Source organism: Pseudomonas sp. CFII64, assembly GCF_000416235.1.
Classification (GTDB): Bacteria; Pseudomonadota; Gammaproteobacteria; order Pseudomonadales; family Pseudomonadaceae; genus Aquipseudomonas.
The window spans coordinates 57,953-75,424 of the sequence record NZ_ATLO01000031.1 but is presented as its reverse complement, the minus strand read 5'-3'; the positions used below and the strand labels follow the sequence as shown (position 1 = coordinate 75,424).

18 protein-coding genes are annotated in these 17,472 nt (G+C 59.9%); 12 read left to right on the top strand and 6 right to left on the bottom strand.

Features of this window, described 5'->3' with window-relative positions:
- Together CFII64_RS14580 and CFII64_RS14575 are read left to right on the top strand one after the other, a co-directional pair.
- Positions 1–867, top strand: an 867-nt coding sequence (locus tag CFII64_RS14580) for an LLM class flavin-dependent oxidoreductase (protein ID WP_020291561.1), incomplete at its 5' end; no start/stop codon positions are given.
- A gap of 5 nt (positions 868–872) precedes the next feature.
- Positions 873–1,973, top strand: coding sequence for a sigma-54-dependent Fis family transcriptional regulator (locus tag CFII64_RS14575; RefSeq protein ID WP_020291560.1), 1,101 nt, complete (start codon positions 873–875; stop codon positions 1,971–1,973).
- Positions 1,974–1,980: 7 nt separating this feature from the next.
- On the opposite strand, the gene CFII64_RS14570 is transcribed toward CFII64_RS14575, so the two are convergent.
- Complete coding sequence (locus CFII64_RS14570; RefSeq protein ID WP_020291559.1) at positions 1,981–2,307, bottom strand: antibiotic biosynthesis monooxygenase; 327 nt, start codon at positions 2,305–2,307, stop codon at positions 1,981–1,983.
- 94 nt (positions 2,308–2,401) lie between these two features.
- On the opposite strand from CFII64_RS14570, the gene soxR reads away from it, so the two are divergent.
- Complete coding sequence (soxR, locus tag CFII64_RS14565; RefSeq protein WP_020291558.1) at positions 2,402–2,863, top strand: redox-sensitive transcriptional activator SoxR; 462 nt, start codon at positions 2,402–2,404, stop codon at positions 2,861–2,863.
- A 50-nt stretch (positions 2,864–2,913) separates the two neighbouring features.
- On the opposite strand, the gene CFII64_RS14560 is transcribed toward soxR, so the two are convergent.
- A complete protein-coding gene (locus CFII64_RS14560; protein ID WP_020291557.1) occupies positions 2,914–4,398 on the bottom strand; it encodes an FAD/NAD(P)-binding protein in 1,485 nt (494 codons plus the stop codon).
- Between the two features lie 204 nt (positions 4,399–4,602).
- On the bottom strand, positions 4,603–5,166 hold the full coding sequence (locus CFII64_RS14550; RefSeq protein ID WP_020291555.1) for a helix-turn-helix domain-containing protein: 564 nt from the start codon (positions 5,164–5,166) through the stop codon (positions 4,603–4,605).
- Between the two features lie 103 nt (positions 5,167–5,269).
- On the opposite strand from CFII64_RS14550, the gene CFII64_RS14545 reads away from it, so the two are divergent.
- From CFII64_RS14545 to CFII64_RS14515, 7 genes are all read left to right on the top strand, one after another.
- A complete protein-coding gene (locus CFII64_RS14545) occupies positions 5,270–6,193 on the top strand; it encodes a DMT family transporter (RefSeq protein ID WP_044901405.1) in 924 nt (307 codons plus the stop codon).
- Positions 6,194–6,351: 158 nt separating this feature from the next.
- The gene (locus tag CFII64_RS14540) at positions 6,352–9,282 is read left to right on the top strand and encodes a monovalent cation/H+ antiporter subunit A (protein WP_044901397.1); all 2,931 of its coding nucleotides are present in this window, start codon (positions 6,352–6,354) and stop codon (positions 9,280–9,282) included.
- Positions 9,282–9,626, top strand: coding sequence for a Na+/H+ antiporter subunit C (locus CFII64_RS14535; RefSeq protein ID WP_020291552.1), 345 nt, complete (start codon positions 9,282–9,284; stop codon positions 9,624–9,626). Before CFII64_RS14540 ends, CFII64_RS14535 begins: the two co-directional genes overlap by 1 nt.
- A complete protein-coding gene (locus CFII64_RS14530) occupies positions 9,623–11,308 on the top strand; it encodes a monovalent cation/H+ antiporter subunit D (RefSeq protein WP_020291551.1) in 1,686 nt (561 codons plus the stop codon). The genes CFII64_RS14535 and CFII64_RS14530 overlap by 4 nt, the downstream gene beginning before the upstream one ends.
- Positions 11,305–11,793 carry a Na+/H+ antiporter subunit E gene (locus tag CFII64_RS14525; protein WP_020291550.1) on the top strand — a complete coding sequence of 163 codons (489 nt, stop codon included), beginning with the start codon at positions 11,305–11,307 and terminating at the stop codon, positions 11,791–11,793. The genes CFII64_RS14530 and CFII64_RS14525 overlap by 4 nt, the downstream gene beginning before the upstream one ends.
- A complete protein-coding gene (locus tag CFII64_RS14520) occupies positions 11,790–12,068 on the top strand; it encodes a K+/H+ antiporter subunit F (protein WP_020291549.1) in 279 nt (92 codons plus the stop codon). Before CFII64_RS14525 ends, CFII64_RS14520 begins: the two co-directional genes overlap by 4 nt.
- A complete protein-coding gene (locus CFII64_RS14515; protein ID WP_044901396.1) occupies positions 12,065–12,439 on the top strand; it encodes a Na+/H+ antiporter subunit G in 375 nt (124 codons plus the stop codon). Before CFII64_RS14520 ends, CFII64_RS14515 begins: the two co-directional genes overlap by 4 nt.
- A 45-nt stretch (positions 12,440–12,484) precedes the next feature.
- Here CFII64_RS14515 and CFII64_RS14510 read toward each other — a convergent pair whose 3' ends face one another.
- On the bottom strand, positions 12,485–12,952 hold the full coding sequence (locus CFII64_RS14510) for a hypothetical protein (RefSeq protein ID WP_020291547.1): 468 nt from the start codon (positions 12,950–12,952) through the stop codon (positions 12,485–12,487).
- 487 nt (positions 12,953–13,439) lie between these two features.
- On the opposite strand from CFII64_RS14510, the gene CFII64_RS14505 reads away from it, so the two are divergent.
- Both CFII64_RS14505 and CFII64_RS14500 read left to right on the top strand, forming a co-directional pair.
- The gene (locus CFII64_RS14505) at positions 13,440–13,670 is read left to right on the top strand and encodes a hypothetical protein (RefSeq protein ID WP_020291546.1); all 231 of its coding nucleotides are present in this window, start codon (positions 13,440–13,442) and stop codon (positions 13,668–13,670) included.
- A 130-nt stretch (positions 13,671–13,800) separates the two neighbouring features.
- The gene (locus tag CFII64_RS14500; RefSeq protein ID WP_020291545.1) at positions 13,801–14,037 is read left to right on the top strand and encodes a DUF2789 domain-containing protein; all 237 of its coding nucleotides are present in this window, start codon (positions 13,801–13,803) and stop codon (positions 14,035–14,037) included.
- Between the two features lie 151 nt (positions 14,038–14,188).
- Here CFII64_RS14500 and CFII64_RS14495 read toward each other — a convergent pair whose 3' ends face one another.
- Both CFII64_RS14495 and CFII64_RS14490 read right to left on the bottom strand, forming a co-directional pair.
- Entirely contained in the window at positions 14,189–15,661 is a 1,473-nt protein-coding gene (locus CFII64_RS14495) for a DUF2235 domain-containing protein (protein ID WP_044901395.1), read from the bottom strand.
- Between the two features lie 294 nt (positions 15,662–15,955).
- Positions 15,956–17,191: a methyl-accepting chemotaxis protein gene (locus CFII64_RS14490; RefSeq protein ID WP_371106448.1), complete on the bottom strand. Its 1,236-nt coding sequence runs from the start codon at positions 17,189–17,191 to the stop codon at positions 15,956–15,958.
- Between the last annotated feature and the right edge of the window lie 281 nt (positions 17,192–17,472).

The window sequence follows — 17,472 nt, the reverse complement described above, 5'->3', positions numbered from 1 at the left end:
GCGACCCTGGATCGCTTGTCGGGTGGGCGTCTGTTGATCAATGTCGTGACCGGCGGCGACCCGGACGAAAACCGTGGCGACGGCAGCTTCCTCGATCACAGCGAGCGCTACGAAGTCACTGACGAATTCCTGCAGATCTGGCGTCGGGTGTTGCAAGGCGAAGCCGTGGATTTCGAAGGCAAGCACCTGCGCGTACAGAACGCCAAAGCGCTGTATCCACCGATTCAGAAACCTTATCCGCCGCTGTACTTCGGCGGTTCTTCCGAGGCCGCCCACGATCTGGCCGCCGAGCAAGTGGACGTTTACCTGACCTGGGGCGAACCGCCGGCTGCGGTGGCGGAAAAGCTGGCCGATGTCCGTGAACGCGCGGCACGCAAAGGCCGCACCGTGAAGTTCGGCATTCGCCTGCACGTGATCGTGCGCGAGACCAGCGCCGAAGCCTGGCAAGCCGCCAGCAAACTGATCGAGCACATCAGCGACGAAACCATCGCTGCGGCGCAGAAGTCCTTCTCGCGCTTTGATTCCGAAGGCCAGCGGCGCATGGCGGCCTTGCACGACGGACGTCGCGACAACCTGGAAATCGCCCCGAACCTGTGGGCCGGGGTCGGCCTGGTGCGTGGCGGTGCGGGCACGGCGTTGGTGGGCAACCCTCAGGAAGTGGCGGAGCGCATCAAGGAATACGCCGACCTGGGCATCGAGAGCTTCATTTTCTCGGGTTATCCGCATCTGGAAGAAGCCTATCGCTTCGCCGAACTGGTTTTCCCGCTGCTGCCGGAACCGTATCGCAGCCTGGCCGGACGCGGCATCACCAACCTGACCGGACCGTTCGGCGAAATGATCGCCAACGATCTACCGCCGCAGAAGTGAACCCTATGCACTTACTGACGTTGCCACCGAATCCGGCACTGGCCACTTCGATCCGCGCCACCGCGCAGGTGTTCGAAGACCCGAAATCCAAAGCCCTGCTGGCGCATTTGCAGCAGGTGGCGCCCAGTGATGCCAGCGTGTTGATCATCGGCGAAACCGGCACCGGCAAGGAATTGGTGGCGCGGCATATCCATAATCTGAGCGAACGGCGTCATCAGCCGTTCGTTGCGGTGAATTGCGGGGCCTTTTCCGAATCGCTGGTGGAGGCCGAGCTGTTTGGCCATGAAAAAGGCGCCTTCACCGGCGCCCTCAGTGCCAAGGCGGGCTGGTTCGAAGAAGCCAATGGCGGCACCTTGTTCCTGGATGAAATCGGCGATTTGCCGATGCCGATCCAGGTCAAGTTGCTGCGCGTGCTGCAAGAACGCGAAGTGGTGCGTCTGGGTTCGCGCAAAAGCATTCCGATCAACGTCCGGGTGCTGGCGGCCACCAATGTGCAGCTGGAAAAGGCCATCAACGCCGGACATTTCCGCGAGGATCTGTATTACCGGCTGGATGTGGTCAATCTGGAACTGCAACCGTTGCGCGAACGTCCCGGCGACATCCTGCCGTTGACCCGGCATTTCATCGAGGCTTACAGCCGCCGCTTGGGCTACGGTTCCATTCGCATCAGCGCCGAAGCCGAGCAAAAACTCAAAAGCTACAGTTGGCCGGGCAACATTCGCGAACTGGAAAATGTCATCCATCACACCTTGCTGGTGTGTCGCGATGGCCTGATTCAGCGTGACGATCTGCGTTTATCCAACCTGCGCATCGAGCGTCAGGAAGACGCAGCCGCCCCTGACGACTCGGCCGAAGCCTTGCTGAACCGAGCGTTCCAGAAGCTGTTCGAAGAACAGGCCGGCGCGCTGCATGAAAAGGTCGAGGACGCGTTATTGCGCGCGGCCTATCGTTTCAGCCACTGCAATCAGGTGCACACCGCCGCGTTGCTGGGCCTGAGCCGCAACGTCACCCGTACGCGCCTGATCACTATCGGCGAACTGGCCGTCAACAAACGCCGTCCCGGTGAAAACCTGCAAGGCGACCGGCTGATGCAGCTTTCGGTCTGAACCTCGCCTAGCGGGTCGGGGTGACACGGCCCAGCACCTGATAGGCATTGAAGTTGACTGCGGTGACACGGTGTTCGCACAGGAACGCCGTGAAGTCCTGCTCGGCATTGCGCAGGGCTTCTTCACTGGCCGTCCTTGATTGCCACAACACTTGATTAAGCACACGTTGGCCGTCGTCGCTGGCCTGAACCGTGGCGCTGATAAAGCCCGGATAGGTGCAGGTGAAACGCTCGACCTGATCGAGCAGCGCTGCGACCAACGCCGACTGCTGGCGGGAGTCGGTGGTGAACTCGATAAGTTGATTGACCAGGCGGTGACTCACAGGTTGCGTCATGTCATTTCTCCACTGTCTTGACCAAAGTCGATTGCGAACTCAGGCCTCGAAGGGTAAAACCTCTAGTTAACTAGAGGTCAAGCAGCAAATCGCCATGAACGATGCCAAGCCGAAAAACCCCAATCGACAGCTCACCGTCGGCCAACTGGCGACCCGCAGCGGCGTGGCCGTGACGGCGTTGCACTTTTACGAAAGCAAAGGTTTGATCAGCAGTCAGCGCAACGCCGGCAACCAGCGGCGTTATCCCCGGGAAATGCTGCGGCGCGTGGCTTTGATCAAGGTGGCCCAGCGTTTGGGGCTGCCGCTGGCCAGCATCCACGCGGCCTTGCAAACCCTACCCGAAGGTCGCACCCCCACTGCCGCCGACTGGCAAAAACTGTCCGCGCAATGGAAAACCGAACTGGATGACCGGATCAATCGACTCACCGCGCTGCGCGACCAGCTGACAGGCTGCATTGGCTGCGGCTGCCTGTCGATGGACGCCTGCCCGCTGCGCAACTGGGGGGATAAGCTGGGCGAGCAAGGGCCGGGGCCGCAGTTGCTTGAAGGGGAATAACAATTATGGCGACGCGGCCCGTTGGAGCGAGCGGCGTTCCGACCTGCGAATCAGGCGCCTCGGTCGAGCAGGTCCACCGCGTCATCGTTCTTCGCGGGCAAGCCTCGCTCCAACAACGCCAACCGCGCGGCGAGGGCTTTGGCTTGAAGGGCGACGTCGGTGACTGCGGTGCTTTCCCACCACATGCCACGCAATGGCGGGCCCATGGCGAACAGCCGCGAGGATACTTGCCCTTGCGCATCAAGCACTGCCCCACCCGGGTCCGCTGCGATTCCCAATGCCAGCGGCCCCGGCTGAATCAACCCGCGTGCGAGCAACTGGCGAGGCAGCGGGCGGTCGACGCGGCGCCAGTCGTATTCGATGCCCGTGGAATTGATCAGCGCATCCCCGGTCACCCGTGACGTTTGCTGCTCGCCGCGCCGACGAATGCGAATCTGCAGCTGACCTGAAGGAAGCATTTCAAAACCTTGTAAGGAAGCCGCCTGAATAGTCGCTCGCCCCTGTTTGATCAGCTGGTTCAGCACTGCCGCGCCGTTCGGTGGCGAACGGTGATGATGGCTTTCCCACCAAGGCCGCACATGGCGTACGAATTGGCGACGCTGCACGTCAGTCGCCTGATTCCAAAGCCGTCCAATATTGGCTCGCACCGTGTCCAGCGGCGCTTGCCAGTCGATACCGTTCTCGATAGCCAATTCACATTGCTCGCGCAACTTGCGCATCAGTTGCCGGGTGCTGCGAATGCTCGGGTCCTCGGCGAGAAAGTCCACCCAGCTCGGCGGTTGACGGCGCACATGGGGCAGCAGCCCGTGACGCGAGAATATGTCCACAGGGCCGCGATGGCCGGCCTGCTGCAACGACACCACCGCATCGACCATGGTCAGACCCGAACCGATGATCAAGACTCGGGATTGAGGATCGAGCTGGCGCATGGCACTGACATCCCATGGGTCGACGGCCGCTGCGTTGAGCCCGCTGGATTCACGTTGCGGCGTGCGCGCAGCGGCATACATACCGGTCGCCAGCACGGCGTGGCGACCTGTGAGTCGCTGACCGTCGGCGAGATCGAGCGTCACCCCGGTTTCACTGACGTGCAGATCCACCACTTCGCCGCGCACATGCTCTGCCGAGGAACCCCGAGTCGCGCCAAGCGCCCGCGCTTCGCTTAGACGCTGTTGCACATACAAGCCAAAAATGCCCCGTGGCGGAAACAACTCGGCAATCGGCACGTGCTGCTGATCGGACTCAGGCCAACCGCCGCCCGCGATGAAATCGGTCAGCCACTGAGTCAGGTCATCGGCATTGTCGGGATCAACGCTCATCCGCGCCGCGTTGCCGTTGAGGGTATGGCCCAGTTCGATGGCGCTGTAGGCTTCTCCCCGACCCAGCTCTTCCCGTGGTTCGACAATCAGGATCCGGCGCGTACCGGGCAGGCGCAGCAGTTGCACGGCGAGCATGCTGCCGCTCAAACCGCCGCCGACCACCAGAATGTCGGCGCTATGGGAAGGGTCAACGGCTTGCTGAATCGGGGAGATCATTGGGGTTTCACCTTGAAAGGCCGCGCTCGGGTGGCGTCGATCCAGATGACAGTGCACAGGCCGTGCCCGGCCTTGAAACTGGAGTTGAACGCCGCTATCAACAGAATCAACGCCAGAATAACCTCGCGTCGGGATTTGCAAAGTAGCCTTTGGTACACAAACTGTTGATCTGCTGTAGCGCAGCGAACAGTCATCAGTCTCGCGCTACAGCACGACGTTGCGCACAAAGCGCACGGTAACCTCGCCTTCATTGCGATAGCTATGGGGCTGGTTGCTGGCAAACATGAAAAATTCACCCGGCCCGACTTGGCGCATCTCGTCTGTCAGCTTGATAGTCAAATGGCCATGCACGACATACACCTGTTCGCTCCAGCCATCCGGGTCCGCTTCGGACTCATAGACTTCGCCGGGCTCCAGGGAGAATTCCCACAGTTCCACTTCACGGCGAGCAGTGGCCTTGGCCAACAACACCGCACGACTGCCGGGAATCGAACCTGCCCAAGCTATTTCGTTGATGCGGCTGGGGTCACGTCCTTCCGGCGCCTGAATCAGGTCGCTGAACGCGACATCCAGCGCTTCGGCGACGCGATCCAGCGTCGCGAGGCTGACGTTCTTCTCCCCCGCTTCAATCGCCACCAACATGCGCCGACTGACCCCGGATTTTTCCGCCAGCGCCGTCTGGCTGAAATCCAGCGCATTACGCAGGCGCCGCACATTCTGACTGACGTGTTGCAACACGGGGGCGCGTCGGGATTGGTCGTCATTCACTATGATTTGCTCTCCTGACCTGATTGCGCAGTATACTGCGCACCTTTGACGCATGATGCGTTGTGCCCTTGCGATACGCAAGGCGATCCAGCCCGGTGAAAGCATGAAGTCTACCCTGATGAAGCCACGATTCAGCAAAGCGGAACTGGTATTGGTGCTGATCACCTTGATCTGGGGTGGGACATTCCTGCTCGTGCAACATGCCATGACGGTCAGTGGACCGATGTTTTTCGTCGGCCTGCGCTTTGCTGCTGCCGCCTTGATCGTCGCGGCATTCTCATTGAATGTCATGCGCGAGCTGACCCTGGTCGAACTCAAGGCCGGCGTCGCCATTGGTGCGGCGATCATGCTCGGTTACGGCTTGCAGACCATGGGCCTGCAAACCATTCCCAGCAGTCAGTCAGCATTCATTACCGCGCTGTATGTGCCGTTCGTGCCGCTGCTGCAGTGGCTGGTACTTGGGCGGCGGCCGGGGTTGATGCCCAGCCTGGGAATCGGCCTGGCGTTTGCCGGTCTGATGCTGCTTTCCGGCCCCGAGGGCGCGTCACTGCAGTTCAGCTCCGGGGAGATCGCCACAGTGGTGAGCGCCATCGCCATCGCGGCCGAGATTATTCTGATCAGCGCTTATGGTGGCAAGGTCGACGTGCGCCGGGTGACCGTGGTGCAACTGGCTACCGCGTCGCTGCTGTCATTCCTGATGGTGGTCCCCACCGGTGAACGCCTGCCGGACTTCTCATGGCTGCTGGTAGTCAGCGCCATAGGCCTTGGCGCAATGAGTGCAGTGATTCAAGTGGCGATGAACTGGGCGCAACGTACTGTCTCGCCAACCCGCGCAACGGTGATTTATGCGGGGGAACCAGTCTGGGCCGGCATCTTCGGCCGCCTGGCCGGTGAGCGTTTGCCAGGCATTGCCTTGCTCGGCGCGGCTCTGATCGTCGCCGGGGTGATCGTCAGCGAGATGAAAGGCCGTGGCAAAACGGCCATCCAGCAACAACCCGAAGCGGAGCGTCTGAACGAAGCCGATTGAGGTCAATACCGGCGTTCTCGACTTGCGAAAATGTTTAATTTGTTCGCCGCAACGAACTACAGCCTACAAAGCTTGTAGGATTCTGCGACACCTTGGCGTTTGGTGATGCCGGGACCAGCACGTATGATCCTTGACATTTCCCCGCAGATTAGAAGCCTATGTCCCTAATAGTTCTACTGCTTCTGCCGTTTATTGGCAGCTGTCTGGCGGCACTTTTGCCGCACAACGCACGCAACGCTGAATCGATTCTTGCCGGAGTGGTTGCACTGACCGGCGCCATTCAGGTGGCCTTGTGGTACCCGCAAATCGTCGATGGCGGCGTGATTCGCGAAGAATTTTTCTGGCTGCCGAGCCTGGGCCTGAATTTCGCCCTGCGCATGGACGGCTTCGCCTGGTTGTTCTCGATGCTGGTGCTGGGGATCGGCACGCTGGTTTCCCTGTATGCCCGTTACTACATGTCGCCGGATGATCCGGTGCCGCGCTTTTTCGCGTTTTTTCTGGCATTCATGGGCGCCATGCTCGGTCTGGTGATGTCGGGCAATCTGATTCAAATCGTGTTTTTCTGGGAACTGACCAGCGTTTTCTCATTCCTGCTGATCGGTTACTGGCACCACCGCGCCGACGCGCGCCGGGGCGCTTATATGGCGCTGATGGTCACGGGCGCTGGCGGTCTGGCGTTGCTGGTTGGCATGATGCTGCTCGGGCATGTGGTGGGCAGCTACGACCTGGACCGGGTGCTGGCATCCGGTGAAATGATTCGCGCCCATGCGCTGTATCCGGTACTGCTGACGCTGATTCTGATTGGCGCATTGAGCAAGAGCGCGCAGTTTCCGTTTCACTTCTGGCTGCCCCATGCCATGGCGGCGCCGACACCGGTTTCCGCATACCTGCACTCGGCAACCATGGTCAAGGCCGGGGTCTTCCTGCTGGCGCGGTTCTGGCCAGCGTTGTCCGGTAGCGAGCAATGGTTCTGGATCGTCAGCGGCGCGGGGGCTTGCACGCTGATTCTGGGCGCGTATTCGGCGATCTTCCAGAATGACCTCAAGGGCTTGCTCGCCTATTCGACCATCAGTCATCTGGGTCTGATCACCTTGCTGCTGGGCCTCAACAGTCCATTGGCCGCCGTGGCGGCGGTGTTCCACATTCTCAATCACGCCACGTTCAAGGCCTCGCTATTCATGGCGGCGGGCATTATCGACCACGAGAGCGGCACCCGGGATATCCGCCGACTCAGCGGCCTGATCACCCTGATTCCCTATACCGCGACGCTGGCGATGGTCGCCAGTGCGTCCATGGCCGGCGTTCCGCTGCTCAACGGCTTCCTGTCCAAGGAAATGTTCTTCGCCGAAACCGTATTTATCTCCTCGTCCGCCTGGGTCGAGATGGCGCTGCCGATCATCGCGACCATCGCCGGTGTGTTCAGTGTCGCGTACTCGCTGCGCTTTACCGTGGATGTATTTTTCGGCCCCAAGGCCACCGATTTGCCGCATACGCCCCATGAGCCACCGCGCTGGATGCGGGCGCCGGTGGAACTTCTGGTGTTGGCCTGCCTGATCGTCGGGATTTTTCCCACGCATTCTGTCGGCCCGTTGCTGGCGGCCGCCGCGCAACCGGTAGTGGGCGGCACGCTGCCTGAATACAGCCTGGCAATCTGGCATGGCTGGAATGCACCGATGATCATGAGCCTGATCGCCATGGCTGGCGGCATCGCCTTGTACCTGCTGCTGCGCCCGTCGTTCAAACAGCACCGCTTCGCCGGCCCGCCGCTGGTCAATCGCCTTAATGGCAAGCGCCTGTTCGAACGCGTCCTGGTGCTGTTGACCCGCTGGGCACGGCGCTTCGAGCGACAGATCAGCACACGGCGTCTGCAACCGCAGCTGTTCCTGTTGGTGTTGGCGGCTTTGATCGGTGGCTTCATCCCGATGTATTTCAGCGGTCTGACCTGGGGTGATCGACCGAAAATCCCCGGCTCCGGGGTGTTCGTCACGTTATGGCTGATCGCAATCGCCTGCGCACTCGGCGCTGCATGGCAGGGCAAATATCACCGCCTGGCGGCCGTGATCATGGTCAGCGTCTGCGGCTTGATGACTTGCATTACTTTTGTCTGGTTCTCTGCGCCGGATCTGGCCCTGACCCAGTTGGTAGTGGAAGTGGTCACCTCGGTGCTTATTCTGCTCGGTCTGCGCTGGTTGCCACGACGTAATGAAGATGTGGCGCCGCTGGTCAGCACTCGCACGCGGGCCAGAGCACGTCGGGTTCGCGACCTGATTCTCTCGACAATGGTCGGCGGCGGCATGGCGCTGCTGTCTTACGCCATGCTGACCCGCGCCACGCCGAACGTGATTTCGTCGTTCTACCTGAGCCGGGCGATTCCAGAAGGCGGTGGCAGCAACGTGGTCAACGTGATGCTGGTGGATTTCCGTGGTTTCGACACCTTCGGTGAGATCACCGTGCTGGCCGCTGTGGCGCTGACCGTGTTTGCCCTGCTGCGCCGCTTCCGTCCGCCCAAAGAAAGCATTCCCTTGCCTGCCCAGCAGCGCCAGCTGGCCCGGGATGTGGTCACCGATCTGGTCAACCCGCGCAGCGCCAGCGATACCGCGCTGGGTTTCATGATGGTGCCTGCCGTGCTGGTGCGTCTGTTGCTGCCGATTGCCTTCGTGGTGTCGATGTACCTGTTCATGCGCGGGCACAATCAGCCGGGCGGCGGTTTTGTCGCCGGGCTGGTGATGTCGGTGGCGTTCATTCTGCAATACATGGTTGCCGGTACGCAGTGGGTCGAGGCGCAGATGCGCTTGCGGCCGTTGCGCTGGATGGGCACGGGTTTCCTGTTCGCCATCATGACTGGCCTGGGCTCGATGTTGCTGGGCTATCCATTCATGACCACCCACACCGCGCACTTGAATCTGCCGTGGCTGGGCGATATTCATGTGGCCAGCGCGCTGTTTTTCGACATCGGGGTGTACGCCGTCGTGGTGGGTTCGACGCTGTTGATCCTGACCGCCCTGGCGCACCAATCGGTGCGCAGTCATCGCCCGACGTCGCTGCCCAAGCCCGTCCCGACCCCCGTCGCTGAACAAGGAACCGTCTGATGGAAGAAGTCATCGCAATTGCCATCGGCGTGCTGGTTGCCTCCGGCGTCTGGCTGATCCTGCGCCCGCGAACCTTTCAGGTGGTGATGGGCCTGTGCTTGCTGTCGTATGGCGTCAACCTGTTCATCTTCAGCATGGGCAGTCTGTTCATCGGGCGTGAACCGATCATCAAGGACGGTGTGCCGCAAGACTTGCTGCACTACACCGATCCATTGCCGCAGGCGTTGGTATTGACGGCAATCGTCATCAGCTTTGCGATGACCGCGTTGTTTCTGGTGCTGTTGCTGGCGTCGCGCGGCTTGACCGGCACCGACCATGTGGACGGCCGGGAGCCTAAAGAATGACGTGGATGAATCAACTGATTGTCGCGCCGATCCTGCTGCCGTTGCTGACGGCGGCGATCATGCTCTGGCTCGGCGAAAAGCATCGGCCGTTAAAAGGGCGGATCAATCTGTTTTCCAGCGTGCTCGGCCTGGGTATCTCCATCGCGCTGTTCATCTGGGTGCAGAAAAGCGGCACCACCGGCTCGATAGGCGTGTACCTGCCGGGCAACTGGGAAGTCCCGTTTGGCATCGTCCTGGTGGTGGATCACCTGTCGGCACTGATGCTGGTCTTGACCGGCATCGTCGGCGTCTGCGCCCTGCTGTTCGCCCTCGCCCGCTGGGATCGGGCCGGCGCCAGCTTCCACGCGTTGTTCCAGATCCAGCTGATGGGGCTGTACGGTGCGTTTCTGACCGCCGACCTGTTCAATCTGTTCGTTTTCTTCGAGGTCTTGCTCGCTGCGTCCTACGGCTTGATGTTGCACGGCTCCGGGCGCGCGCGGGTTTCAGCGGGCCTGCATTACATCGCGATCAACCTGCTGGCGTCATCGTTGTTCCTGATTGGTGCCGCGCTGATTTATGGCGTGACCGGGACGCTGAACATGGCCGACCTGGCCATGAAAATTCCGCAGGTTCCGGAAGCGGATCTTGGCTTACTGCACGCTGGCGCGGCGATTCTTGCGGTGGCGTTTCTGGCCAAAGCGGGTATGTGGCCGCTCAATTTCTGGCTGGTTCCGGCCTATTCGGCAGCCAGTGCACCGGTTGCAGCGATGTTCGCGATCATGACCAAGGTCGGCATCTATACCTTGCTGCGCCTGTGGACCCTGCTGTTTTCCGGACAGGCAGGCGCCTCGGCCTTGTTCGGCGGCGACTGGCTGATCTACGGCGGCATGGCGACCATTTTCACCGCTGCCGTTTCGATCATCGCTGCCCAGCGCCTGGAGCGCATGGCTGGCCTGAGTATTCTGGTGTCGGCGGGCATTCTCCTGGCGGCCATCGGCTTCGCTCAGCCAAGCCTGACCGCCGGGGCATTGTTCTATCTGGTCAGCTCGACCCTGGCCTTGAGCGCGCTGTTCCTGCTGGCCGAATTGATCGAGCGGTCCCGCTCGGCCAATGAAATTCCGCTGGAGGACGACGCCGACCAGTTGCCCAGAACCATGGAATCCCTGCACCCGCCACCGGGCACCAACCTGGATGACAAACAGCAGGCCGTGGTCGGCCAGGTTATACCCATGACGGTGGCGTTCCTGGGTCTGAGCTTCATCGTTTCGGCGTTGCTGATTATCGGCATGCCGCCGCTGTCAGGCTTCATCGGCAAGCTGTCACTGCTCAGCGCCCTGCTCAATCCGCTCGGGCTTGATGTTGCTCAGGATGAAGCGATAGCGACGCGGACCTGGGTGTTCACCGGCCTGCTGATTTTTTCCGGACTGGCATCGCTGCTGGCGTTTTCCAGGATCGGTATCCAGCGCTTCTGGACCCCGCAAGAGCAACCGGCACCGCTGCTGCGGCGCTTCGAATGCCTGCCTATCGTGATTTTGCTGGGCCTCTGCGTTGCCCTGACGTTCCAGGCTGAGCCGCTGCTGCGTTATGCCCAGGACACCGCTGCGGCGCTGCACGAGCCCAAGCAATATATCCAGTCGGTCATGGCCACTCGCCCGCTGCCAGGCCCGGTCAGTGACTCGGCAATATCGGCGGTGCAACCATGAAGCGCCTGTTTCCGGCTCCATTCTTGTCCGTGGCATTGGCCGTGTTGTGGCTGGTTTTGAACCTGTCGATCAGCCCCGGCAATTTATTGCTGGCGATTCTGTTCGGCGTACTTGCACCGCTGTTGATGGCCCCGCTACGCCCACTGCCCGTACGGATTCGCAAGCCGGGCACCCTCCTCAAGCTGTTTTTGCTCGTGGGTCGTGATGTGCTGGTTTCCAACGTTCAGGTGGGCTGGACGGTCTGGAACGCCAAGCGCAGGCCGCCGCGTTCCGCCTTCGTCAAGGTGCCGCTGGACCTGCGCGATGCCAACGGACTGGCGGCGTTGTCGATGATCACCACCGTGGTTCCCGGCACGGTGTGGTCCGAGTTGGCGCTGGACCGCAGCGTCCTGCTGATGCACGTTTTCGACCTGGACGATGAAGCCCGCTTCATCGCGCACTTCAAGACCGCTTACGAGCGCCCGTTGATGGAGATTTTCCAATGAGTGCCGTGCTCGGTAATGCCATTCTGGCCAGCCTGCTGATCTTTGCGCTGGCCATGGTCCTGACGCTGGTTCGCCTGTTCAAAGGCCCGTCGGCGCAGGATCGGGTTCTGGCCCTGGACTATCTGTACATCATCGCCATGCTGATGATGCTGGTGCTAGGCATTCGCTACGCCAGCGACACCTATTTCGAAGCAGCGCTGTTGATTGCCCTGTTCGGCTTTGTCGGTTCGTTCGCCCTGGCCAAATTCCTGCTGCGCGGCGAGGTGATCGAATGAATTCGCCAATGGCTCTGCCATTCTGGGTCGAAGTCCTGACTGCTGTGCTGTTGATCGTCAGCAGTCTGTTTGCGCTGACCGGCGCACTCGGTTTGCTGCGCATGAAGGACTTTTTCCAGCGCATGCACCCACCCGCACTGGCATCGACGCTGGGTGCCTGGTGCGTGGCACTGGCGTCAATCGTCTATTTTTCGGCGCTCAAGTCCGAGCCGGTGATCCATGCCTGGCTGATTCCGGTACTGCTGGCAATCACGGTGCCGGTGACGACCCTGCTGCTGGCGCGCACGGCACTGTTCCGCAAGCGCATGGCCAGGGAAGATGTACCACCGGAGGTCAGCAGCGGTCAGTCAGGGGATTCGGGCGGAGGCTGAGCGGCCATCGAAGAGGCCGCCGGCTTTTCAACCCTCCAGCGATTTTTACTCACTGGCCTTGAAAACGAGTTCGCCCTTGCGCCATTTGGCGGCCTTGGAGACTGCGGTTTTCAGGGTTTTAGTGAGCGCGCCTTGCAGCTGATCGTTGGCGGCGAAAACCATCATCACAGCATGGCCTTCCTTGAACAGGATGCCGTGGCCTTCGGGAATATCCACGTAGGCATATTCGCCCAGGCCGTAGACAGTCAACTTGATGTCGCGGAACTTCAATTCAAACTTGCCACCTTCGCGACTGGGCAATACCGCAGCACGGAAATGGTCGCCGACCTTGAGTTCCAGGCGGGGCTTGTCATCCACCACCAGAGCGCTTTCGGTATCGATCTCGGCAATGTAAATGTCTTCAGCGGTTTGCTCGACGACATACACAAAACGGGATTGGAACTGCTTGACCAACTTCGCGCGTAGGTCACCCAGTACGAATAGAGCGTGCGTATCCAGACTAGTTACTGCCAATGTGTAAACCCCCAACATGGAAATGATCCCGCCCGAGCAGAATCGGGCGATCAAAAAAATACTTCTTTTCCTTTCTGCCGCGTTGAGCGGGCAAGTCCTTTGCCTGGCCTTGAGGCATTCGCGGCCACGGTGTGATGCAAGGAAGCCATCGCTGGCGCTACGGGGCAGAAGTAAATTGACAATGCCGACGCGCTTTCAGCGCTGGCACGAAGGGGATTCTACCGGCTCCAGATGCCTGGGGGATATATCCCTTTTACCTGCAGCAGCATCATGGGCGATTTCCGACGCGATCAAGACCGAAATAACCCATCCGGCGAAGACAAATCCTACTTTTCAGTCGCAATTGGTAACCGGTCATTCGTCATTGCCACTACTTAAAGACGCCCGCACGAGCCAACAACTGCCATACTCGCGCAAATCAAAAAATCAGACCTTGCGTCCCTTCACCTTGGACGCAAGCGGCTCGTCATCCATGGGAAGGTAATAAGTGACTGAATTTGATATTGGCGAGTTCTTTATCTGGGGTGAGTCCAGAGAAATAGAAGGTGAGTTTCAGGCTGTCATTGTCATGCGCGCAAAAGAAGGCAAGCAGGCGATTACCTGGCACCAGGTTGAAAAAGACCGTTGGTTCAAGACTGCCGAGGTTGCCGCCATCGCGGCCAAAGAAGCGGCGCAAGCCTTGAAAACAGCTGTTGATGAAGGCGCCTTGAGCGTTTAGCCGCTATCTGCAGCAATCCGCACTCGCCGGCTCATCGGTTCGAACTCTTGCGCCGGGTCAGCACTCTGATGCATGACGAAGGCTCAAGAGAGCACTGACCAACGGGTTTCGCACCCGCCGAGGAGATGACATGGAACTGACCACACCGACACTGGCGACACTTTTCGAGCAATTGGGTCTGGATTCCGACCAGGCGAGTATCGATGCATTCGTACAGGCTCACCGACTGCATAAAGACGAGAAGCTGTCCGAGGCCGTTTTCTGGACCCCGCAGCAGGCACGCTTCCTCAAGGAAGAATTGCGCGAGGACGCTGAATGGGCGCCTGTCGTGGACGAACTGAACGTGTTGCTGCACCCGTCCACATAATCAGACAGCACACAGGACCGGCAGGACCGGCTTTAGCCGGGAGGGCGGTAGGTCTGACACGCAACTGCTGCAAATGTGCCGACCTCCTCCCGGCTAAAGCCGGTCCTACGGTTCGGTGTGTGGCGAGGGCCGAGAGAGTCTGCGCGGCCCCTCAACCCGGCACCTCAACATTGGGATGCCGCACCCGACCGCCCCACGCCGGGGCATGCACAAACAACGCTTCGTTCAACTGGCCAGTGCCACGGATGGCAGCCTCCCAATGCGCCGAACGATGTATATAGCGTCGACGCAATAACTGCTCCTCTCGTTCATCCAGCGTATAAATTCCGTCATGTGCATACTTCGTCAGTTTTTGCGCGATGCCTTGCAGCTCCGGCGGCAGATTGAATGCATCACTGACCGGGATCGGCTCCAGCGGAACGCCTTCGGCGCAGGCCAGTCCGTGCATGACACGCAGATGCACCAGAGAAAGATGACCGAAAACCTTGCGCTGCAAACACACCGCAGCCATGACCGACGAGACGTTGAGCCTGTTGCAGGACCGCATCAGCGCCGTCCGCTCGCTCACCACTGACAGCGACGCATCACGGTCCAGCGGATCGATCAGTTCGCTGGCGTCCAATGCCTGCAATTGCTGGTCAGCCTTGCGCCAGGCATCGGTCAACTCGGATGGCGTTTCACAGCCCGCCACACTCCAGCGCGGGCGAGTCAGCAGCACGCGCTCCTGCATTTGCGGGTGATAACCACCGCCGATATCTGAATGCGCTCCCGGCAGTAAAATTTCCCGGGGCCAGTGAGGTGTGACGCTATTGAGGGCGAAATTGCGTCGCAATTCATCGCGCGCCACCAGGTGCACGACATGTTCGACAGATCCCGGCGGCAAATACAGATTGACGCGTCGATTGGTAGCGTCCCTGACATTTCCCAGATCCTTGAAGCCGCCAATGGCCGCCACCGTGTCGAACAAGCCGACAAACCCGATTCTTACGCTGCCGTTGCGCCAGGAGAATTCCGGACTCAGTGGAACCCGGCGCTGATTGAGCGCGGGTTCAAGGCTACCCTTGTCGCGCTTGAGTACCTCGTTGATGAAGTGCCGGGCCGCTGCCGCGCCGCGACTGAAGCCAAAGACATCGAACGCCAGCGCACCGATAACGCAGTCGGGGTTATCCTGTGAAAAACCCTTGAGCCGCTGGCCTATTTTTTCCATGGCGCGGGCAACCTTTGCCACGACCCCCGTCGGCCCACGCCCGAATGTCTGTCCCGGCCAGAAAGAATCGCGTCCGCCGGAAATAGTCCCCGCACCGCTGATATAGACCGGCAAATAAACATTCAGGCCTGCGCCGTTATTAATGGCTTTGGCCTGTAAGCGATAGAAACCTGCAAGCCTGGCAATGTTACTCAAATCATTGGCGTAACTACTGCCGGGCTCATCGTGGCGACCTTTACATTCACGAATATGGGCATGGTTATTTATTTCAGCCATTGCCCGACAGTCGGCACCGATCTGGCTGTTTACCCGGTTATTACCGGTACCATCAAAAAACACGCCAATACGCACAGTGACCCTGAGCCTTGCTGTACGGGGCGTATCGAAGGACTTGTTTACATTCCATGTGTTGATCATCGGAGCATCCATTTAAAACGCGACTGAATCAAGCCGCATGAATCAATGAAAAACATTGATACACTTAGCTTGCTCAGCGATACCCGAGAGTCAATACCTACAATTAAACTCAGACTTATCCCACACACTTGATTGATCAAGACAAACAACTTGAAGATATAAATCTTACGCAAAAAAAAGCCGCCTATTCAGGCGACCTGTTTTAATCACATCCAACTAACTCGAGCAAGTTAAAATTGAACAACATGCAAACCCGGCCAATGGGCGACCGGGCCGCGCATCTTGCTCAAGCGCTCAGGAATGACGCAGCGCCAAGCCCTCTGGCTTGTAACCCAGGCGCAAACCTCCCCAATGCCGACCCTTGACCATGATCGGCACGGACAAATCGTGCATCAGCTCGCCCGTATCACGGGTGTAGGTCTGCAGCAATACCGCCTGTTGATGGCTGCCGCAGCGGATTCCCGTACGGTCGTCGAATTTGCGTTTGCTGCGATTGCGCGCCGTGTCGACGGCTATATCCCCGGTCAGCGGTTGGTTGAACGCGTTGTTGTGGGTCGGAACGTAGCCCTGAGGCGTGCAGGCAATGGCGAACACCAGCCCATCGTGTCGGGTCAGCAGTGGTTCCTGAATCGCGGGCAGCACCTGGTCGGTGTAACGATCAAAACGGGTCTGGAATTTTGCCGGTGCAGTTTTGGGGATAAGTTGGTAATTGCGATCAAACAGATCCTCGAGGCTGACCCGGGCCTCGTCGATATCCTGTTCGAATTTCAGCGCTATCTGACTCGCGCCTTCCTTCGCCAGGTCATAGATGCGCTGGTGATAATCATCCAGACCCACTTCTGCCAGGCGCTCGCTGATGGTTTCTGCCTGGCCCTCCATCTGCACGGCGGCATCCGCCAGTCGGCGGGTCTGGTCATCGCTGATGGCCAAGTCACTGCGCATCTGCTGCACGGCGACGAACAGCCCATCCAGTTGCTCTTGATTGGTTTGCGCGCCCAAGGCGATCTCACTGACCTGCAGCTCGACCCCGGCGGTCAGTCGCGCGATATTTTCCAGATGCCGACCGGTGAGTTCGACTTGCTCCACACCGCTGTCCAGATCGGTGGACAGCTGGCGTATCTGCTCAACGACCTGGGCCGTGCGCTGCTGGATATCGGCCACCATCTGGCCCACCTCTTCCGTGGCGGTTGCGGTACGTCCGGCAAGGCCGCGCACTTCATCGGCCACTACGGCAAAACCGCGCCCATGCTCGCCCGCGCGCGCCGCCTCAATGGCGGCATTGAGGGCCAACAGATTGGTTTGACTGGCAATGGACTGGATGACCAGGGTCACGCGCTGGATTTCTTCACTGCGCTGACTCAAGGCCTCGATCAATTCCCGACTGCTGATGGCGCGCTTGCTGAGCAGGTGCATGCGGGAGATGGATTCGCCCAGCACGCTGCGGCCCGCGTCACTGCTTTGCCGCGCCTCACTCGAAGCGCTCAAGGCCTGCTGGCTGAGATGGGCGGTCTGGTGTTCTGTGGCGATCATCACGTCAGCGCTGGTGACGATTTTTTCCGCAGCAGACAGCTGCGACTGGACCTTGCCCGCCAGTTGCCTGACGGAAAACGCCACGCCAGCGGCCGACAATGCGTTATGGCTGGTGGTGCGGGACAAGTCTCGGGTCAGGCGGGTGATATCTGCGTTCGCGTCATCCGGCGTTTCGGCAGATGGCGTGCCCGTAAAAAACAGCGGCAGCCAGATAAATGCCAAAGCCAGTGGCAAGGCCACGTAGACGGACAGTCCGGCAAACACCAGTGCCAGCAGTAACA

Bases quoted from the DNA above. Each gene is read 5' to 3' on its own strand.
- CFII64_RS14545 (WP_044901405.1), top strand. From the start codon at position 5,270: ATGAAGTCTACCCTGATGAAGCCACGATTCAGCAAAGCGGAACTGGTA.
- CFII64_RS14525 (WP_020291550.1), top strand. From the start codon at position 11,305: ATGAAGCGCCTGTTTCCGGCTCCATTCTTGTCCGTGGCATTGGCCGTG.
- CFII64_RS14570 (WP_020291559.1), bottom strand. From the start codon at position 2,307: ATGACGCAACCTGTGAGTCACCGCCTGGTCAATCAACTTATCGAGTTC.
- CFII64_RS14575 (WP_020291560.1), top strand. From the start codon at position 873: ATGCACTTACTGACGTTGCCACCGAATCCGGCACTGGCCACTTCGATC.
- CFII64_RS14535 (WP_020291552.1), top strand. From the start codon at position 9,282: ATGGAAGAAGTCATCGCAATTGCCATCGGCGTGCTGGTTGCCTCCGGC.
- CFII64_RS14490 (WP_371106448.1), bottom strand. From the start codon at position 17,191: ATGATCGCCACAGAACACCAGACCGCCCATCTCAGCCAGCAGGCCTTG.
- CFII64_RS14530 (WP_020291551.1), top strand. From the start codon at position 9,623: ATGACGTGGATGAATCAACTGATTGTCGCGCCGATCCTGCTGCCGTTG.
- CFII64_RS14495 (WP_044901395.1), bottom strand. From the start codon at position 15,661: ATGATCAACACATGGAATGTAAACAAGTCCTTCGATACGCCCCGTACA.
- soxR (WP_020291558.1), top strand. From the start codon at position 2,402: ATGAACGATGCCAAGCCGAAAAACCCCAATCGACAGCTCACCGTCGGC.
- CFII64_RS14500 (WP_020291545.1), top strand. From the start codon at position 13,801: ATGGAACTGACCACACCGACACTGGCGACACTTTTCGAGCAATTGGGT.
- CFII64_RS14515 (WP_044901396.1), top strand. From the start codon at position 12,065: ATGAATTCGCCAATGGCTCTGCCATTCTGGGTCGAAGTCCTGACTGCT.
- CFII64_RS14520 (WP_020291549.1), top strand. From the start codon at position 11,790: ATGAGTGCCGTGCTCGGTAATGCCATTCTGGCCAGCCTGCTGATCTTT.
- CFII64_RS14560 (WP_020291557.1), bottom strand. From the start codon at position 4,398: ATGATCTCCCCGATTCAGCAAGCCGTTGACCCTTCCCATAGCGCCGAC.
- CFII64_RS14540 (WP_044901397.1), top strand. From the start codon at position 6,352: ATGTCCCTAATAGTTCTACTGCTTCTGCCGTTTATTGGCAGCTGTCTG.